General features: G+C 67.4%; 16 protein-coding genes. 11 read left to right on the top strand and 5 right to left on the bottom strand.

Features of this window, described 5'->3' with window-relative positions; genetic code table 11:
• The first annotated feature begins 36 nt into the window (after positions 1-36).
• From H7I57_RS25485 to H7I57_RS25470, 4 genes are read left to right on the top strand one after another with little or no spacing between them, the layout of a single operon-like run.
• Positions 37-1,221, top strand: a complete 1,185-nt coding sequence (locus H7I57_RS25485; protein WP_264026968.1) for a phytanoyl-CoA dioxygenase family protein — start codon at positions 37-39, stop codon at positions 1,219-1,221.
• Positions 1,218-2,246 carry a Gfo/Idh/MocA family protein gene (locus H7I57_RS25480; RefSeq protein WP_264026967.1) on the top strand — a complete coding sequence of 343 codons (1,029 nt, stop codon included), beginning with the start codon at positions 1,218-1,220 and terminating at the stop codon, positions 2,244-2,246. Before H7I57_RS25485 ends, H7I57_RS25480 begins: the two co-directional genes overlap by 4 nt.
• The gene (locus H7I57_RS25475; protein WP_264026965.1) at positions 2,243-3,127 is read left to right on the top strand and encodes a sugar phosphate isomerase/epimerase family protein; all 885 of its coding nucleotides are present in this window, start codon (positions 2,243-2,245) and stop codon (positions 3,125-3,127) included. The genes H7I57_RS25480 and H7I57_RS25475 overlap by 4 nt, the downstream gene beginning before the upstream one ends.
• Entirely contained in the window at positions 3,124-4,095 is a 972-nt protein-coding gene (locus H7I57_RS25470) for a Gfo/Idh/MocA family protein (protein ID WP_264026961.1), read from the top strand. Before H7I57_RS25475 ends, H7I57_RS25470 begins: the two co-directional genes overlap by 4 nt.
• 1 nt (position 4,096) lies before the next feature.
• Here H7I57_RS25470 and H7I57_RS25465 read toward each other — a convergent pair whose 3' ends face one another.
• The 4 genes from H7I57_RS25465 to H7I57_RS25450 all read right to left on the bottom strand — a co-directional run bounded on the left by H7I57_RS25465 (position 4,097) and on the right by H7I57_RS25450 (position 7,267).
• Positions 4,097-4,246, bottom strand: coding sequence for a hypothetical protein (locus H7I57_RS25465; protein WP_264026959.1), 150 nt, complete (start codon positions 4,244-4,246; stop codon positions 4,097-4,099).
• 115 nt (positions 4,247-4,361) lie between these two features.
• Positions 4,362-5,186 (bottom strand): ATP-binding cassette domain-containing protein, encoded by an 825-nt coding sequence (locus tag H7I57_RS25460; RefSeq protein WP_264026958.1) that lies wholly within the window; start codon positions 5,184-5,186, stop codon positions 4,362-4,364.
• Positions 5,187-5,190: 4 nt separating this feature from the next.
• The gene (locus tag H7I57_RS25455) at positions 5,191-6,249 is read right to left on the bottom strand and encodes an ABC transporter permease (RefSeq protein ID WP_264026957.1); all 1,059 of its coding nucleotides are present in this window, start codon (positions 6,247-6,249) and stop codon (positions 5,191-5,193) included.
• Positions 6,250-6,280: 31 nt separating this feature from the next.
• Positions 6,281-7,267, bottom strand: coding sequence for a substrate-binding domain-containing protein (locus H7I57_RS25450; RefSeq protein WP_264026956.1), 987 nt, complete (start codon positions 7,265-7,267; stop codon positions 6,281-6,283).
• A gap of 315 nt (positions 7,268-7,582) precedes the next feature.
• Here H7I57_RS25450 and H7I57_RS25445 point away from each other — a divergent pair, with 315 nt between their 5' ends.
• Positions 7,583-8,359: a TIM barrel protein gene (locus H7I57_RS25445; protein ID WP_264026955.1), complete on the top strand. Its 777-nt coding sequence runs from the start codon at positions 7,583-7,585 to the stop codon at positions 8,357-8,359.
• A gap of 78 nt (positions 8,360-8,437) precedes the next feature.
• Here H7I57_RS25445 and H7I57_RS25440 read toward each other — a convergent pair whose 3' ends face one another.
• A complete protein-coding gene (locus H7I57_RS25440) occupies positions 8,438-9,169 on the bottom strand; it encodes a GntR family transcriptional regulator (RefSeq protein WP_264026954.1) in 732 nt (243 codons plus the stop codon).
• Between the two features lie 154 nt (positions 9,170-9,323).
• Between H7I57_RS25440 and iolC the strand changes: the two genes are divergently transcribed.
• Genes iolC through H7I57_RS25410 form a run of 6 tightly spaced genes read left to right on the top strand, consistent with a single transcriptional unit; the run spans position 9,324 to position 16,697 of the window.
• Positions 9,324-10,292: a 5-dehydro-2-deoxygluconokinase gene (gene iolC, locus H7I57_RS25435; protein WP_264026952.1), complete on the top strand. Its 969-nt coding sequence runs from the start codon at positions 9,324-9,326 to the stop codon at positions 10,290-10,292.
• The gene (locus H7I57_RS25430) at positions 10,285-11,169 is read left to right on the top strand and encodes a Cgl0159 family (beta/alpha)8-fold protein (RefSeq protein WP_264026949.1); all 885 of its coding nucleotides are present in this window, start codon (positions 10,285-10,287) and stop codon (positions 11,167-11,169) included. Before iolC ends, H7I57_RS25430 begins: the two co-directional genes overlap by 8 nt.
• Positions 11,166-12,059, top strand: coding sequence for a 5-deoxy-glucuronate isomerase (iolB, locus tag H7I57_RS25425; protein WP_264026947.1), 894 nt, complete (start codon positions 11,166-11,168; stop codon positions 12,057-12,059). Before H7I57_RS25430 ends, iolB begins: the two co-directional genes overlap by 4 nt.
• An 11-nt stretch (positions 12,060-12,070) precedes the next feature.
• On the top strand, positions 12,071-14,020 hold the full coding sequence (gene iolD, locus H7I57_RS25420; protein WP_264026945.1) for a 3D-(3,5/4)-trihydroxycyclohexane-1,2-dione acylhydrolase (decyclizing): 1,950 nt from the start codon (positions 12,071-12,073) through the stop codon (positions 14,018-14,020).
• A gap of 5 nt (positions 14,021-14,025) precedes the next feature.
• Positions 14,026-15,042: a Gfo/Idh/MocA family protein gene (locus H7I57_RS25415; RefSeq protein WP_264026943.1), complete on the top strand. Its 1,017-nt coding sequence runs from the start codon at positions 14,026-14,028 to the stop codon at positions 15,040-15,042.
• A 26-nt stretch (positions 15,043-15,068) separates the two neighbouring features.
• Entirely contained in the window at positions 15,069-16,697 is a 1,629-nt protein-coding gene (locus tag H7I57_RS25410; protein WP_264026941.1) for a CoA-acylating methylmalonate-semialdehyde dehydrogenase, read from the top strand.
• Positions 16,698-16,764: the final 67 nt, after the last annotated feature.

The raw sequence follows: 16,764 nt of genomic DNA, 5'->3' as shown, positions 1-16,764 counted from the left end.
TTGAATGCGGAACCGATCACAGCAAGACTAACTGCCATGGCAGCACCTGTTCGGGCACCCGCGGATACGACGCCGACGGCGTGGATCACGAAGTCGGACGTCCGCCTCGAGGATCTGCGGGCACAGGTCGAACGCGACACCGACCTCGCCGACTATCCGCTCGCCGACGACGTCCGCAGCAACGTGCTCGTCTACTCGTCGGAATCCGTGGCCCGCGCCGTCACGGTCGACAGGCGAGCATTGCAGTCCGAGCTCATCCGCGCCCTCGCGGACGGCCCCGGAGTCGTCGTGTTCACCGGGGCTTTCGATTCGGGGGTCGTCGACCGCGCCAGTGAGGCGTTCTTCGCGATCATCGAGGCGCAGCGCGCCAGAGGACTGGACGCCGGTGATCACTTCGGCACACCCGGCGCCAACGACCGGATCTGGAACGCCGCCCAGAAGCTGGCGCTGCACGATCCCCGGGTGTTCGCCGACTACTACGCCAACGACGTGCTCGCCGTGATCTGCCAGGCCTGGCTGGGGCCGCGGTACCAGGTCACCTCCCAGGTCAACGTCGTCAATCCCGGCGGCCGGGCTCAGGTCCCCCACCGCGACTACCACCTCGGCTTCGTGCCCGGCGACCACCTCGCGTCCTACCCCGCGCACGTGCATCGCACCTCACCGGCGTTGACGCTGCAGGGCGCGGTCGCGCACTGCGACATGCCGCTCGACAGCGGCCCGACGATGCTGCTGCCGCACTCCCAGCGCTTCGCCGGGGGCTACATCGCGTTCAACCGGCCCGAATTCGTCGACTACTTCGCTGCTCATCGTGTACAACTGCCGCTGCGCAAGGGCGACGCGGTGTTCTTCAATCCCGCGCTGTATCACGGTGCGGGCTCGAACATCTCAGCCGACATCAGGCGCATCGCGAACCTGATGCAGATCTCGTCGCCCTTCGGCAGGGCGATGGAGGCGCTGGACCGCACCGCGATGGTGCGTGCCGTCTACCCGGTGCTGAGAGCGATGGCGGCCGCGGGACGGCCGCACCGCGACCTGGAGAACGTGGTGGTCGCCACCGCCGAGGGTTACGCCTTCCCCACCAACCTCGACAGCGATCAACCGATCGGCAGCCTGGCGCCCCCCAGCCAGGTGGACATCGTGCTCGGCGCGCTGGCCGACGACCTCACCGAAGAAGACCTCCACGACGCACTGCGCGCCCAGAACGAACGGAGAAACCCATGACCACGTTGGGCCTGATCGGCCTCGGTCGCATCGGAGCATTCCACGCCGAGACGCTGACCAACATGCCTGACCTGTCCGGCCTGCTGATCACCGACGAACGACCCGATGTCGTCCGCGAGGTGGCAGCGAAAACCGGTGCCACACCGGTTGATTCGGTCGAGAAGCTGCTCGCTTCGGCCGTCGACGGTGTGGTGGTCGCGGCGGCCACGCCGGCGCACGCCGAGTTGACGCTGGCCGCCGTCGAGCGTGGCCTGCCCACCTTCTGCGAGAAGCCGATCGCGGGGACCGCCGCGGAAAGCGCTCGGCTCGCCGAGATCATCACCCGTTCGGGGGTCGCCGTCCAGGTGGGGTATCAGCGCCGGTTCGACGCGGCGTTCGCGGCGGTCAAGCGGGCCGTCGAGAGCGGCTCGCTGGGAGCGCTGCACACCGTGCGCAGCACCACGATGGACCCCGCTCCCCCGCCGATGGACTACATCAAGGGCTCCGGCGGCATCTTCCGCGACTGCGCGGTCCACGATTTCGACGCGGTGCGATGGGTCACCGGGCAGAACGCCGTGGAGGTGTACGCCACGGGCAGCGTGCAGGGCGACCCGTTGTTCACCGAATACGGCGACGTCGACACCGCGGCGATCGTGGTGCGCTTCGACGGCGGCGCGCTGGGCGTGGTGTCCGCTGCGCGCTACAACGGCCGCGGCTATGACTGCCGGCTGGAGGTGCACGGCTTCGACGACACGATCGTCGCCGGCTGGGATCAGGGCGCTCCGGTGAGCAACGCCGACCCCGCCAACTCGGGTCCCTCTGGGTTCCCGAGCGGTGTACCCCACCATTTCTTCATGGACCGGTTCACCGAGGCGTTCCGCACCGAACTCGGTGAGTTCGTCAAAGTCGTTCAGGGCGGTCCGATTCGGGGTGCCACGGTTGCGGATGCGGTCGAGGTCGCATGGATCGCCGAGGCCGCCACTGAGTCCCTGCGCCGGGGGGTCCCGGTAGCGGTCGAGTCGGTGCGAAAGGAGGCACAGCAGTGAAGGTTGCAGGTGCGCCCATCTCGTGGGGTGTGTGCGAGGTGCCCGGGTGGGGATACCAGATGAGCCCCGACCGGGTCCTCGCCGAGATGCGCATGGCCGGGCTGACCGCCACCGAACTGGGGCCGGAGGGGTTCCTGCCCTCCGACACCGCCGAGCTGGTCGCGACCTTGAGCAGTCACGGCTTGAGCTGCGTCGGGGGTTTCGTTCCCGTGGTGCTCTTCGACGAGGATCACGACCCGCTCGACGACCTGGCCGGGCCCCTGGAGTCGCTGGTCGCGGCGGGAGCGGGTGTGGTCGTGCTGGCTGCCGCCACCGGCGCCGACGGCTACGACGACCGCCCGACGCTCTCCGAGAGACAATGGGAGACACTGCTGTCGAATCTCGATCGGCTCGCGGCCGTCGTCGCGGCGCGCGGCCTGATCGCGGTGCTCCATCCGCACGTCGGCACGATGGTGGAGAACCGTGCCGAGGTCGACCGAGTGCTGGCGGGCTCGGACATTCCGCTGTGCCTGGACACCGGACACCTGCTGATCGGCGGAACCGATCCGCTGGAGCTCACGCGTGAGGTGCCCGGGCGGATCAGGCATGCCCACCTCAAGGACGTCAACGCCGCACTGGCCGCCAAGGTCCAATCCGGCGAACTCACCTACACGCAGGCTGTCGCCGAAGGCATGTACGTGCCGTTGGGCGCGGGCGACGTGGACGTAGCGGGAATCGTCAAGACGTTGGAGGACAACGGTTTCGACGGTTGGTACGTCATGGAGCAGGACAACATCCTCGATGCGGAGCCCGCAGGCGCCGCCGCGGGTGCGGGACCGCTGGCCGATGTGCTGGCCAGCGTCGCGTTCCTGGAGAAGGTGACGTCGGGCATCTCGGCATGAGCCTGCGCATCGGAGTGCTCGGCGCATCCCGCATCGCCGAGTCGGCCATCGTCGCCCCGGCACAGGAACTGGGCCACCGCCTGGTGGCGGTGGCAGCGCGTGATCCGTTACGCGCCAACGCGTTCGCCGACAAGCACGGTGTGGAGCGGGTGCTGCCGTCGTACGAGGACGTGGTCAGCGATCCCGCTGTCGATGTCGTGTACAACCCGTTGGCCAACTCGTTGCACGCACCGTGGAACCTGGCGGCGGTGGCGGCGGGCAAACCGGTGCTGACCGAGAAGCCGTTCGCCCGCAACCGCGAGGAGGCCCAACGGGTCGCGGCCGCAGCCGAAGCCGCAGGCGTGACGGTGATGGAGGGGTTTCACTACCTGTTCCATCCCGTGACACGCCGTGCGCTCGAACTGGCCGACGACGGCTCACTGGGTGAGCTCACCCACGTGGAGGTCAGGATGGGCATGCCGGCACCGGCATCCGGCGATCCGCGGTGGTCGCTGGGACTCGCGGGTGGCGCGTTGATGGATCTCGGCTGTTACGGCTTGCACATCATGCGCCGCTTCGGCGTGCCAACGGTGGTCGCAGCGACCGCCGGACATCTGCAACCCGACATCCGCGACGTCGACGCGTGGTGCGATGTGGAACTCGAGTTCGGATCCGGGGTGACCGGGCTCTCCGCCAACTCGATGGTGGCCGAGGAGTTCTCGTTCACCCTTCGGATCGTCGGGACCCGCGGAGAAGCCTTCGTGCACAACTTCATCAAGCCGCACGAGGATGACCGGATCACCATCAGCAGCGGGGCCGGAACGACCGTCGAACACCACGGCAGACGGGCGTCCTACACCTATCAGTTGCAGGCGTTCGCCGCGCATGTCCAGCACGGCGCGCCGGTGCCGCTCGACACCACCGACGCGGTCGCGAACATGGCCCTCATCGACGCCGCCTACCGCGCCGCGGGGATGGATCCGCGTTAGATCAGGCCTGGTCGGCCCGGTCTGGGACCGCCGCGCGCCGCTCGTGCCAGCGCAGACGCAGGAGCAGCAGGCCGCGGTGTGCGCGCCACCCCGCCGACAGCGGGTCACGCCACACTGGTGTCAAGGCATGTGACTCGAGATCACTGTCCATGTCGTCCATTGTGCCGCGAACATTCGCCGTCGGCCCGTCGACGTGGGATACGACACCATGTCGAGACGATGAACAAACCTGGGACGGGTGCGGATGGTAACGGCCGGGCAACGTCTCAGGACTTGTCGGCCCGCAGTTCGTGGGACAGGGCCTCGAGTTCGTCGCCGCCGGCCATCTCCTGGGTGAGGTGCTCCAGGGTGATGTCGTCGTAGGTGCAGTCCAGCTTCTGCCTGCCGCGGTTGAGCAGCACGAAGTGGTCCCCCACCAGGTGGGCGTGATGCGGGTTGTGGGTGATGAACACCACGCCGAAGCCGGCTTCCTTGGCCGCGGTGATGTACTTCAGCACCACGCCGGACTGCTTGACACCCAACGCCGCCGTCGGCTCGTCGAGGATCAGCACCCGCGCCCCGAAGAACACCGCCCGCGCGATCGCCACGCACTGCTTCTGACCACCCGACAACGAGCCGATGGGCACGTCGACGTCGGGCAGATCGATACCCATCTTGGCCAGCTCGGTCAGCGTGGTCGCGCGCATCGCGTTGGCGTCCAACGAGAACGGAAACGACTTCTTGCGCAGTTCCTGACCGAGGAAGAAGTTGCGCCACACCGGCATCAGCGGCACGACGGCGAGGTTCTGGTACACCGTCGCGATGCCCTTCTCCAACGCCTCGGCCGGCGAGGCGAACCTGGTCGGCTCACCGTCGACGAGAAGCTCACCCTCGGTCTGCTGATGCAGCCCGGCGATGATCTTGATCAGGGTCGACTTGCCTGCGCCGTTGTCACCGAGGATGCCGGTCACCTCGCCTGCGTGCACCCGAAGGCAGATGTCCTTGAGTGCGGTGATGTTGCCGTAGGACTTGCCGACGTTCTTGAGTTCGACGAGCGGCGCCTTGCCGCCGGAAGGTGTTTCGCTGCTTGGCTTTTCCACGGAGATGGTCATCAGATCACTTCTTCGCTGCGTAGTTGCGGAAGGCGTTATTGGCGATCACCGCGAACAGCAGCATCGCGCCGAGGAAGAACTTGAACCAGTCGGGGTCCCAGCCGGCGTAGACGATGCCCTGGTTCGTCATGCCGAAGATGAGGGCGCCGATGGCGGCTCCGATCGCGGTGCCGTAGCCACCGGTGAGCAGGCATCCGCCGATGACCGCGGCGATGATGTAGAAGAACTCGTTGCCGATGCCCTGGCCGGACTGCACGGTGTTGAACGAGAACAACAGGTGCATGCCGACGAACCAGGCGCAGAAGCCCACGAACATGAACAGCCCGATCTTGACCTTGGTGACCGGGACGCCGACGGCGCGAGCGCTGTCCTTGTCCCCGCCGACGGCGAAGATCCAGTTGCCGATCTTGGTCTTGAACAGCACCCAGGTCGCCACCGCGGTGAAGATCAGCCACCACACGACAGTGATGCGGATGCTGACGCCGAACACGGTGAACGACGAGGCGAACACCGCACGTGCCGAATCCCAGCCCTGCATGTCGCTGACACTCTGGGTGGCCACCTGACCGGCGACCATCTTGGTGACGGCGAGGTTGATTCCGGCGATCATGAAGAAGGTGCTCAGCGTGATCAGGAAGCTGGGGATCTTGGTCTTCATCACCAGGAAACCGTTGAAGAAGCCGACCGCCAAAGCCAGGATCAGCGCCAATCCGGCGCCGACCCAGAGGTTCAGGTGGAGGTTGTAGGCCAGCATCGATGCCGCCAGTGAGCTGAACGTCACGGCCACACCGGTCGACAGGTCGAACTCGCCGCCGATCATCAGCACCGCCACGCCGCAGGCCATGATGCCGATGGTCGAGCTGGCGTACAGCACGGTGGCCAGCGAGGCGGCCTCACGGAACGGCTCGGCCACGATCAGGAAGAGCACGAAGATTCCGATCGCGCCGATCGCTGCGCCCACTTCGGGCCGGATCAAGAGCCGCTGCAGCCGGTTTCGCTCCTTGACCCGCTCATCGCGGACCACCTTGTGGGCGGCGACGTCCACGTCTGACCGAGTCGTCATCAGCGTTGTCTCCTCTTCGCGCAAGCGCTCATCAGCGTGTTCCGTTCTTTGCGTACTCGGCCACCGCGTCGATGTTGGACTGGTCGATGAACGCCGGGCCGGTCAGCGTGGACTGGCCACCGCCGAGCACGTTGCCGTTGCTCAAGTACAGCCAGAGAGAGTCGACGGCGAGATAGCCCTGCAGGTATGGCTGCTGGTCCACGGCCCATTGCACGTCGCCGGCTTCGATCGCGCCGACCAGCGCGGCGTTGGTGTCGAAGGTGCCGATCTTGGTCTCGCTGCCTGCCCTGGAGGCCGACTGGACCGCAGTGAGTGCGAACGGAGCACCGAGAGTGACGATGTAATCGACGCTGGGATCCTGTTGCAACTTGGCGGTGATGGTGGACTCCACCGACGGCATATCTTTGCCGTTGACGTTCAGGATCTCGGTGGCCGGAAAGGTATCCCTGACGCCGGCGCAGCGGGCTTCGAGGTCCACGTGCCCCTGCTCTTGGATGACACACAGCGCCTTGGTCGCACCTTCAGCGCGGAGCCGGTCGCCGACCCCCTGGCCGGCGATGAAGCCGTCCTGCCCGAAGTACTCCTTGACGCCCATCTCCATCCACGAGTCCATACCCGCGTTGAAGGCCACCACCGGAATGCCCTTTGCCGCAGCGGCATCCACCGCCGCTCGCATGGCGTCCGGCTTGGCGAGAGTCACCGCGATGCCGTCGACTCCGCTGTCGATCGCAGACTGGACCAGGTTGGCCTGGTTGGGCGCCTCGGGATCGTTGGAGTACCGCAATTCGATGTTGTCCTTCTTGGCGGCAGTCTCTGCACCCTTGCGGACCAGATCCCAGAACGAGTCCCCCGGCACTTCGTGGGTGATCATCGCGATCGTCATCCTGGGGGTGTCGACGGTACCGCCGCCGCCGCCTTCTCCGGACCCTTCGGGAGCTCCTCCGGTCGACGAACACGACACGATTCCCAGAGCCAGAACGCCTGCTCCCGCGACCGCCGCGAGCCGTTTGAACGTCATTGCTTCTCCTTGTCCTCGAGATCGCCGCGACGCTCTCTTCGGACCCGCGGGGGTCTATGCCGAGCGACACGCCTCACTTGGTGATGTAATACGCCTCACACCAGAAAGTCAAGACTTTGTCCTGACATTAGGACTGCATGTCATATACCGTTAGCGTCGTTGCAGTTCAGGACGTCAGGGACGACGCCGGCCGGCGCCACCGACAGCCAGCGAGGAGGCCAGCGAGCCCATGATCGAAAACTGTTGTGGCACAGAAGTGGCCGCGAGGACGGTCGCACCCATCCAGGTCGACCCCGTGCCGGACAGGGCACTGCGGTGAGCGGCTTCCAGCTCGCGGTGTGCTCGGAGATGGTGTTCACCGACCTGCCGATCCTCGACCGTGTCCGGCGCATCCACGAACTCGGTTTCGCCGTCGAGATCTGGAGCTGGCACGACAAGGACCTGGCGGCGCTGGCCGCCACCGGGGCGACCTTCACGTCGATGACCGGTTATCTGCACGGCGACCTCGTCGACCCGGTCGGCGCCGACGAGGTGGTGCGCACCGCCGAGTCGAGCGTCAGGGCCGCCGGGACGCTCGGGGTGACCCGGCTCAACCTGCACACCGCCGAACTGGTCGACGGCCAGGCGGCCCGACCCCGGCAGCGGGCCACCGGGCAGATGTGGCTGACGGCGGCGCGCGCGCTCGAACGCCTCGGCGATCTGGGCGCCGCGAACGGCGTGACGTTCTGCGTGGAGAACCTGAACACGATCGTCGACCATCCCGGGGTGCCGCTGGCCCGCGCCAAGGACACCCTGGCGCTCGTCGAGGGCGTCGGCCACCCGAACGTGAAGATGATGCTCGACCTGTACCACGCGCAGATCGGCGAGGGGAACCTCATCGAGCTGGTGCGACGCTGCGGCGACGCCATCGGCGAGATCCAGGTCGCCGACGTCCCTGGACGCTGCGAGCCCGGGACGGGTGAGATCAACTACCCGGCGATCGCCGAAGCGCTAGGCGCCATGGGTTATGCGGGAACCGTCGGACTGGAGGCGTGGGCGTCCTCCGGCGACAGTGACGCAGCGCTGGAGGCCTTCCGCGCCGCCTTCACCTGACATCTCCGCCGGAATTGCATTCCAGCAGGGTTTCTTCGAGACAAGCCCGGCTGGAATGCAATTCCGGCGGGGGTTGGGTTAGCGGTCGACGAGCGTGGTGTCGAAGTAGTAGCGCGACGCCCGGTAGCAGTGGTTACCGAACTCGACCGCCGCTCCGGAGTCGTCGAAAGCGGTGCGGGCCATGGTCAGCAGTGGCGCGTTGGGCTTCTCGTCGAGCAGCTGCGCCTCCTTGCGGGTCGCGCCGCGGGCGCCGATTCGCTGGCGCGCCAGCCGGATGTGCACGCCCCGCGCGCGCATCGCCTGGTAAAGGCCGTTGCTCTCCAGTTCCTCCGGGGCGGGCGCGATCTCGGCGGGCAGGTGGTTGATCATGACCGCCAGCGGCTCCCCGTTGGCGCAGCGGAGCCGGTGGATCGAGGCCACCTCGCGGCCGTCGGCGAGGTTCAGCTCGCGGGCGACCTCGTCGTCCGGTGGCCCGACGTGATACTCGAGCAGCCGGGTGGTCGGCTCCTGGCCGGCGCGGGCGAGGTCGTCGAACAGACTGGTCAGCTCGACGCGCCGATGCACCGGATTCTGGACCACCTGGGTGCCGACACCGCGTTTGCGCACCAGCAGGCCCTTGTCGACGAGCTCCTGGATGGCGCGCCGGGTGGTCGGGCGTGACAGCGTCAGCCGCTTCGCGAGCGCTAGCTCGTTCTCGAAACGGTCGCCGGGCGAGAGTTCGCCATCACGGATGGCGGCTTCGATCGCCTGGGCGAGCTGATAGTAGAGAGGGACAGGGCTTGACCTGTCGAGCTCCACTGTCAGGGGCACGTCGGGCTCCGATCTCGAGTAGGCCAGCCAAGAGTAGCTGAATACTAACAGCCCATGATCGAAAGATAGAATGTCAGGACAAAGTATTGACACGGCACGGTGATGCGGGGCACAGTCGTTATCAGCCACCCACCAACTCGTCGGAGTGACTTTGATGACCAATCAGCCATATGACGTGCTCGCCATCGGGCGATGCGGCGTCGACGTCTACCCGCTGCAGGTCGGTGTCGGTCTGGAAGACGTCGAGACGTTCGGAAAGTTCCTGGGGGGCAGCGCCGCCAACGTCGCGGTCGCAGCCTCGCGGCTGGGCAACCGCTCGGCGCTGATCTCCGGAGTGGGCGACGATCCGTTCGGTCGCTACGTCCGCGCCGAACTCGCACGCCTCGGCGTGGACAACAGCTTCGTCGCCACCTACGGCGAGTTCCCCACCCCGGTGACGTTCTGCGAGATCTTCCCGCCCGACGACTTTCCGCTGTACTTCTACCGCAAGCCCAGCGCTCCCGACCTGCAGATCCGTGCGCAGGACATCGACGCCGACGCCGTGCGCTCGGCGCGGCTGTTCTGGGCGACGGTCACCGGCCTGTCCGAAGAGCCGAGCCGCAGCGCGCATTTCGAAGCCTGGACCGCTCGCGCCAAGGCCCCGCTGACCGTGTTGGACCTCGACTACCGGCCGATGTTCTGGGAGTCCGGCGCCGCCGCCACCGAGCAGGTACGGCGCGCGCTTCCGCATGTCACCATCGCAGTCGGCAACCGGGAGGAGTGCGAGATCGCCGTCGGCGAGACCAATCCGCACAAGGCCGCCGACGCGCTGCTCGACCTCGGTGTCGAGTTGGCCATCGTCAAGCAGGGACCGCGCGGTGTACTCGGCAAGAGCAGGCGCTCGTCGGTGACCGTGCCCCCCAACGAGGTTGACGTGGTCAATGGGCTCGGAGCCGGTGACAGCTTCGGCGGCAGCCTGTGCCATGGCCTGCTGAACGGCTGGTCGCTGGAGAAGACGCTGCGCTACGCCAACGCCGCAGGCGCCATCGTGGCGGGCAGGCTGGAGTGCTCGACCGCGATGCCGACCGCCGCTGAAGTGGCCGAGCTGGCCGAGCAGACCGCGCTGGGAGCCGTCAATGTCTGAAACCGCCCTGTGTAAGGACCACGCCGCGATCACCGATCTGCGCGCAGGCGATCCGGGTGCCGTCGCAAGGGCCTGGCAGCAGCGCACCACACGACCGACGGTGCGCGGCAACGGACGGCTGATGATCGTCGCCGCCGACCACCCGGCGCGGGGCGCGCTGGCGGTCGGTTCCCGCCCCACCGCGATGAACAGCCGCACCGACCTGCTGGACCGCCTGCGCGCGGCACTCGCCGATCCGGGTGTCGACGGAGTGCTCGCCACCGCCGACATCCTCGACGATCTGTTGCTGCTCGGCGCGCTCGAGGACAAGGTGGTGTTCTCGTCGTTCAACCGGGGCGGCCTCGCCGGCGCCTCGTTCGAACTCGACGACCGGATGACCGGCGCCACCGCCGCCTCCACCGCGGCGGCGAAGATGAACGGCGGAAAGATGCTGTGCCGCATCGCTCTCGACGACCCCGGAACGGTCGCCACGCTGGCGGCCTGCGCGCAGGCCGTCGACGCGCTCGCCGCGCACGGCCTGATCGCGATGCTGGAGCCGTTCATGTCCTCGAGGGTCGACGGCAAGGTCGGAAACGACCTGTCCCCCGACGCGGTCATCAAGTCTGTGCACATCTGCCAGGGCCTCGGCGCCACCTCGGCGTACACCTGGATGAAGCTGCCCGTGGTCGACGAGATGGATCGCGTGATGGAGTCGACGACGATGCCCACCCTGCTGCTCGGTGGGGACCCGACCGATCCCGACGAGGCGTTCGCCAGCTGGGAGAAGGCGCTTGCGCTGCCCTCGGTGCGCGGCCTGATCGTGGGCCGCACGCTGCTGTACCCCGCCGACGACGACGTGAGCTCCGCGGTCGCGACCGCGGTGTCGATGGTCCGATGAAGAGCAAGCTGTACATCCCCGCCAACAGCGCCTCGGCACCGTTCACCGTCGCGATCACCCCCGACGACGCGGGGTGGTCGGAAACGTCGCTACACGTCGCCGACCTCGGCGACGGGCAGGAGCTGTCGCTGCACACGGGCGACACCGAGGTGATGATCCTGCCGCTCGCCGGCGGCGGAACCGTCGAGTGCGGCGGTGAAGCCTTCGAATTGTCCCCGCGCGCTTCGGTCTTCGACGGCCCGGCCGACATGGTCTATCTGGGAATCGATCAGCCCTACATGCTGTCGGGCCGCGGCCGGATCGCGATCTGCGCGGCGCGGGCGAAGACCTCGTTCCCCAATCGCCGGGTCGCCGCAGCCGATGTGGCGGTCGAGTTGCGCGGCGCGGGCAACTGCAGCCGCCAGGTGCACAACTTCGGCACCGCCACCGCGTTCGAGGCGGACTCGCTGATCGCGTGCGAGGTGATCACCCCCGGCGGCAACTGGTCGAGCTACCCGGCGCACAAGCACGACGAGAACACCGAGGTCGAGACCCAGCTGGAGGAGATCTACTACTTCGAGATCGACGACAGCCCCGCCGGCACACCGGGATTCGGATACCACCGGGTGTACGGCACACCGCAGCGCCCGATCGAGGTGCTCGAGGAGGTCCGCAGCGGCGATGTCGTGCTGGTGCCGCACGGCTACCACGGCCCGTCCATCGCCGCGCCGGGACACCACATGTACTACCTCAACGTGATGGCCGGCTCCGGCCCCACCCGCGCCTGGCTCATCTGCGACGATCCCAACCACACCTGGCTGCGCGGCAGCTGGGAACACCAGCAGATCGATCCGCGCCTGCCGTTCCCCCGTTCCTCCGCGACTCGATCGCCGGCTCCGCCGGCTGGATAGGAGCCTGACCCGTGGTTTCCACCGCGCCGAAGTCGACCGAGAAGCTCGTCGACACCGAACCGTCCGTCCGGCTCACCGTGGCCCAGGCCACCGTCCGGTTCCTGGCCAACCAGTATGTCGAGCGTGACGGCGACCGCCACAAGTTCTTCGCCGGCTGCTTCGGGATCTTCGGCCACGGAAACGTGGCGGGCGTGGGCCAGGCGCTGCTCCAGGACGAAGTAGAGGCACACGAGGCCGGGGTCGAGCCAGGGCTCAAATACGTGCTGGGCCGCAACGAGCAGGCCATGGTGCACACCGCGGTGGCCTACGCCCGCCAGCGGGACCGGCTGCAGGCCTGGGCGGTCACCGCGAGCGTGGGCCCCGGCTCGACCAACATGCTCACCGGCGCCGCGCTGGCCACCATCAACAGGCTACCGGTATTGCTGCTGCCCGCAGACACTTTCGCGACCCGGGTCAGCTCGCCGGTACTGCAGGAACTGGAATTGCCGAGCAGCGGCGACGTCACCGTGAACGACGCGTTCAAGCCGCTGTCGCGTTACTTCGACAGGGTGTGGCGCCCAGAGCAGCTGCCTGCGGCGCTGCTTGGTGCGATGCGCGTGCTCACCGACCCCGCGGAAACCGGGGCGGCGACGGTGGCCCTGCCGCAGGACGTCCAGGCCGAGGCGTTCGACTGGCCGCAGTCGCTGTTCGCCGAGCGGACCTGGCGCATCGCCCGGCCGCTGCCGGAGCGTTCGGTGATCGCCCGCGCGGCCGAGGTGATCCGCTCGGCCACCAAGCCACTGATCGTCGCCGGGGGCGGCGTGATCTACTCCGGCGCGAACGACGCGCTGGCCGCGCTGGCGTCGAGCACCGGAATCCCGGTGTGCGAGAGCCAGGCCGGCAAGGGGTCGCTGCTGCACGAGCATCCGCAGAGCGTCGGTGCCGTCGGCTCCACCGGCACCACCGCGGCCAACGCGCTCGCCGGCGACGCCGACGTGATCATCGGCATCGGTACCCGCTACAGCGACTTCACGTCCGCGTCGCGGACCGCGTTCAACAACCCCGACGTCCGGTTCGTCAACGTCAACGTGGCGTCGCTGGACTCGGTCAAGCAGGGCGGCATCAGCGTCGTCTCCGACGCCCGCGAGGCCATCGAGGCGCTGACCGATCTGCTCGGAGACTATTCCGTCGGTGACGAGTACCGCTCCCGCGCAGGCGAACTCATGTCGGAGTGGAACGAGACGGTGTCGGACGCGTACCGCACCCAGGACGGCGTCGCACTGAACCAGAACCAGGTCATCGGGCTCGTCAACACGCTCTCGGACCCGCGTGACGTCGTGGTGTGCGCGGCCGGATCCATGCCGGGCGATCTGCACAAGCTGTGGCGGATGCGCGACCGCAAGGGCTACCACGTGGAGTACGGGTTCTCGTGCATGGGCTATGAGATCGCCGGCGGTATCGGGGTGCGGATGGCGGCACCGGACCGCGACGTGTTCGTCATGGTCGGCGACGGCTCCTACCTGATGATGGCCACCGAACTGGTGACCGCGGTCCAGGAGGGCGTCAAGGTCATCCCGGTTCTGGTGCAGAACCACGGCTTCGCCTCCATCGGCGGCCTGTCGGAATCCCTGGGATCGCAACGATTCGGAACGTCGTACCGCTACCGCAGCGAGGACGGCCGCCTCGACGGAGACATACTCCCCGTCGACCTGGCCGCCAACGCGGCGAGTCTGGGCGCCGACGTCATCCGCGTGTCGACGGCCGCCGAGTTCTCCGACGCCGTCAAGGTCGCGAAGGCCGGCGACCGCACCACGGTGATCTACGTCGAGACCGACCCGTTGATCTACGCGCCCGACAGCCATTCCTGGTGGGATGTACCGGTCAGCGAAGTGTCGACATTGGCGTCGACTCAATCCGCCTACCAGCGCTACGCGGACTGGAAGAAAGTCCAACGGCCACTGATCAACCCGTCCGACCGCTGATGCCCGTGTCGGAACTGCGTATCGCCGTCCTCGGCGTCGGGGTGATGGGAGCCGACCACGTCGCCCGGATCACGTCGCGCATCTCCGGGGCCCGGGTGGCGGTGGTCAACGACTACATCACCGAGAAGGCCGAGCAGATCGCCTCCGGGATCGACGGTTGCCGCGCGGTGGCCGACCCACTCGACGCGATCGCCGACCCCGAGGTCGACGCCGTCGTGCTCGCCACCCCCGGCACCACCCACGAGAAGCAACTGCTGGCCTGCCTCGACCACCGCAAGCCCGTCATGTGCGAAAAGCCTTTGACAACAGATGTTTCCACATCGTTAGAGATCGTCCGGCGGGAGGCTGAGCTGGAACGGCCACTGATCCAGGTCGGGTTCATGCGACGCTTCGACGACGAGTACATGCGCCTCAAGGCACTGCTGGACGGCGGTGAACTGGGACGTCCACTCCTGATGCACTGCGTGCACCGCAACCCCAGCGTGCCCGAGTATTTCGACAGCTCGCTGGTCGTCAAGGACTCGCTGGTGCACGAGGTCGACGTCACGCGTTACCTGTTCGGCGAGGAGATCGCCAGCGTGCAGATCGTGAAGCCGGGCGCGAATCCCGCTGCGCCGCCGGGTCTTGTCGATCCGCAGATCGCGATCTTGCGCACCGTCTCGGGTCGGCATGTTGATGTGGAGCTGTTCGTCACCACCGGGGTGGCCTACGAGGTGCGCACCGAGGTGGTCGGCGAGCTCGGGAGCGCGATGATCGGGCTTGACGTCGGGTTGATCCGCAAGACCGCACCGGGAACATGGGGCGGGCAGATCACGCCCGGCTTCAGGGAACGCTTCGGCGCCGCCTACGACACCGAGATCCAGCGCTGGGTGGACGCCGTCCACAGCGGGGCCGCCACCGGGAACTACACAGACGGGCCGACCGCGTGGGACGGCTACGCCGCCGCGGCGGTGTGCGCCGCAGGCGTCGAATCACTCGAGTCGGGCCTGCCCGTCGACGTGCAGCTCGCAGACCGCCCGTGACCATCACGAGAAAGAATGAGAACCAGATGACCAATACGATCACCCATTGGGTTGACAACAAAGAGTTCGCGGGCGACAGCAGTGCGACGGCGCCGGTGACCAATCCGGCCACCGGTGTGGTGACCGGTGAGGTGGCGCTGGCCAGTGTCGAGGACGCGCGTGCGGTGATAGGCGACAGCAGTGCGACGGCGCCGGTGACCAATCCGGCCACCGGTGTGGTGACCGGTGAGGTGGCGCTGGCCAGTGTCGAGGACGCGCGTGCGGTGATCGACGCCGCCGCAGCAGCGTTCCCGCAGTGGCGCGACACGTCGCTGGCCAAGCGCACCCAGGTGCTCTTCCGTTTCCGNGANCTGCTCAACGACCGCAAGGGCGAGCTCGCCGAGATCATCACCAGCGAGCACGGCAAGGTCGTCTCCGACGCCCTCGGCGAAGTGTCCCGCGGCCAGGAAGTCGTCGAGTTCGCCTGCGGCATCCCCCACCTACTCAAGGGCGGGTTCACCGAGAACGCCTCGACCAAGGTCGACGTCTACTCCATCCGCCAACCCCTCGGCGTGGTCGGCGTCATCTCACCGTTCAACTTCCCCGCCATGGTCCCGATGTGGTTCTTCCCCATCGCCATCGCCACCGGCAACACCGTCGTGCTCAAACCCTCGGAGAAAGACCCCAGCGCCTCACTGTGGCTGGCCAAGCTGTGGGCCGANGCCGGCCTACCGCCCGGAGTGTTCAACGTCTGCCAAGGCGACAAAACCGCCGTCGACGAACTGCTCACCAACCCCAAGGTCAAATCGGTCAGCTTCGTGGGCTCCACCCCCATCGCGCGGTACGTCTACGCCACCGGCACCGCCCACGACAAACGCGTCCAGGCCCTCGGCGGCGCCAAGAACCACGCCGTCATCCTGCCCGACGCCGACCTCGACCTCGCCGCCGACGCCATGGTCAACGCCGGCTTCGGCTCCGCAGGCGAACGCTGCATGGCCATCAGCGCATGTGTGGCCGTCGGCCCGATCGCCGACGAACTCGTCGCCAAAATCACCGAACGGGCACGCACCATCAAAACCGGTGACGGCACGAAGGATTCCGACATGGGACCGCTGGTCACCAAGGCCCACCGCGACAAGGTCGCCTCCTACATCGACGCCGGCGAGAACGCAGGCGCCAAAGTCGTCGTCGACGGCCGCAACATTTCCCAGGACNGCGGCGACCGGNNNTCCAGTGGCTTCTGGCTCGGCCCCACCCTGCTCGACAACGTCACCCCGCAGATGAGCGTCTACACCGACGAAATCTTCGGACCCGTGCTGTCGGTGGTGCGCGTCGANACCTACGACCAAGCCCTCGACCTGATCAACACCAACCCCTACGGCAACGGCACCGCCATCTTCACCAACGACGGCGGCGCCGCCCGNCGNTTCCAGAACGAAGTCCAGGTCGGCATGATCGGCATCAACGTCCCCATCCCCGTGCCCATGGCCTACTACAGCTTCGGCGGCTGGAAAGCCTCACTGTTCGGCGACAGCCACGCCCACGGCCTCGACGGCGTCCAGTTCTTCACCCGCCAAAAAGCCATCACCAGCCGCTGGCTCGACCACCGCGCGCGGAGCGTGCAATCCGGCACCAGCCACGGCGGCATCGAACTCGGATTCCCCCAAAACGCCTGAACCGCGCCCGCGAGAGTACGGTTTGTGACACATCAACCGGGAGAACCCGTCACAACTCGTACTCTCG

Source organism: Mycolicibacterium pyrenivorans, from assembly GCF_025821625.1.
Classification (GTDB): domain Bacteria; phylum Actinomycetota; class Actinomycetes; order Mycobacteriales; family Mycobacteriaceae; genus Mycobacterium; species Mycobacterium pyrenivorans.
Note: the sequence above shows the minus strand (reverse complement) of the source record. Positions and strands in the feature narration are given on the sequence as shown.

Bases quoted from the DNA above. Each gene is read 5' to 3' on its own strand.
- iolC (WP_264026952.1), top strand. From the start codon at position 9,324: ATGACCAATCAGCCATATGACGTGCTCGCCATCGGGCGATGCGGCGTC.
- H7I57_RS25480 (WP_264026967.1), top strand. From the start codon at position 1,218: ATGACCACGTTGGGCCTGATCGGCCTCGGTCGCATCGGAGCATTCCAC.
- H7I57_RS25430 (WP_264026949.1), top strand. From the start codon at position 10,285: ATGTCTGAAACCGCCCTGTGTAAGGACCACGCCGCGATCACCGATCTG.
- H7I57_RS25455 (WP_264026957.1), bottom strand. From the start codon at position 6,249: ATGACGACTCGGTCAGACGTGGACGTCGCCGCCCACAAGGTGGTCCGC.
- H7I57_RS25485 (WP_264026968.1), top strand. From the start codon at position 37: ATGGCAGCACCTGTTCGGGCACCCGCGGATACGACGCCGACGGCGTGG.
- H7I57_RS25465 (WP_264026959.1), bottom strand. From the start codon at position 4,246: ATGGACAGTGATCTCGAGTCACATGCCTTGACACCAGTGTGGCGTGAC.
- iolB (WP_264026947.1), top strand. From the start codon at position 11,166: ATGAAGAGCAAGCTGTACATCCCCGCCAACAGCGCCTCGGCACCGTTC.
- H7I57_RS25460 (WP_264026958.1), bottom strand. From the start codon at position 5,186: ATGACCATCTCCGTGGAAAAGCCAAGCAGCGAAACACCTTCCGGCGGC.
- H7I57_RS25470 (WP_264026961.1), top strand. From the start codon at position 3,124: ATGAGCCTGCGCATCGGAGTGCTCGGCGCATCCCGCATCGCCGAGTCG.
- H7I57_RS25450 (WP_264026956.1), bottom strand. From the start codon at position 7,267: ATGACGTTCAAACGGCTCGCGGCGGTCGCGGGAGCAGGCGTTCTGGCT.